This window comes from Proteus myxofaciens ATCC 19692 (genome assembly GCF_001654855.1).
GTDB classification, from domain to species: Bacteria; Pseudomonadota; Gammaproteobacteria; order Enterobacterales; family Enterobacteriaceae; genus Proteus; species Proteus myxofaciens.
The window spans coordinates 1-449 of sequence record NZ_LXEN01000211.1 but is presented as its reverse complement, the minus strand read 5'-3'; the positions used below and the strand labels follow the sequence as shown (position 1 = coordinate 449).

1 protein-coding gene is annotated in these 449 nt (G+C 29.8%); it reads right to left on the bottom strand.

Annotated features, from left to right (window positions below):
- Positions 1 to 449, bottom strand: a 449-nt coding sequence (locus M983_RS17690) for a sulfatase-like hydrolase/transferase (RefSeq protein ID WP_342671341.1), incomplete at both ends; no start/stop codon positions are given.

Sequence of the window (449 nt, the reverse complement as noted above, 5' to 3'; positions counted from 1 at the left end):
AATGACATTGATATGGAGTTTCGAGTTAATGGTGCACTGGAATGGACATTTTTGATTATGCAAGAATCAGGCTCAGAAAATATTCTATCTATATTAGGTGTTGTTTTTATAGGATAACCATAAGCACTGTATCGAGAGTCTAAAGAGGACTCTCCCATAACTAAAATAACGAGTTTATTCTCTGGTTTTTTCTTTCCGGTAATCGATGGATTAATTTTTTCAATATCAAAGTTATCTACATATTTATCAGTAGAGTTCATCGCGGTAAGTAGATAAATAATATTGCCAAACACAATTGGAAATCTATCTCTAATCATAGAGCTTTTAAAATTAGGATCTTCATCGAAATCAGATAACAATTTTTTATCTGCATTAATAAATATCGAGGAAGTTGCATAGATTGGATAGATATATAACAATAATAGTATAAATGGTTTGTTTTTTAGTCT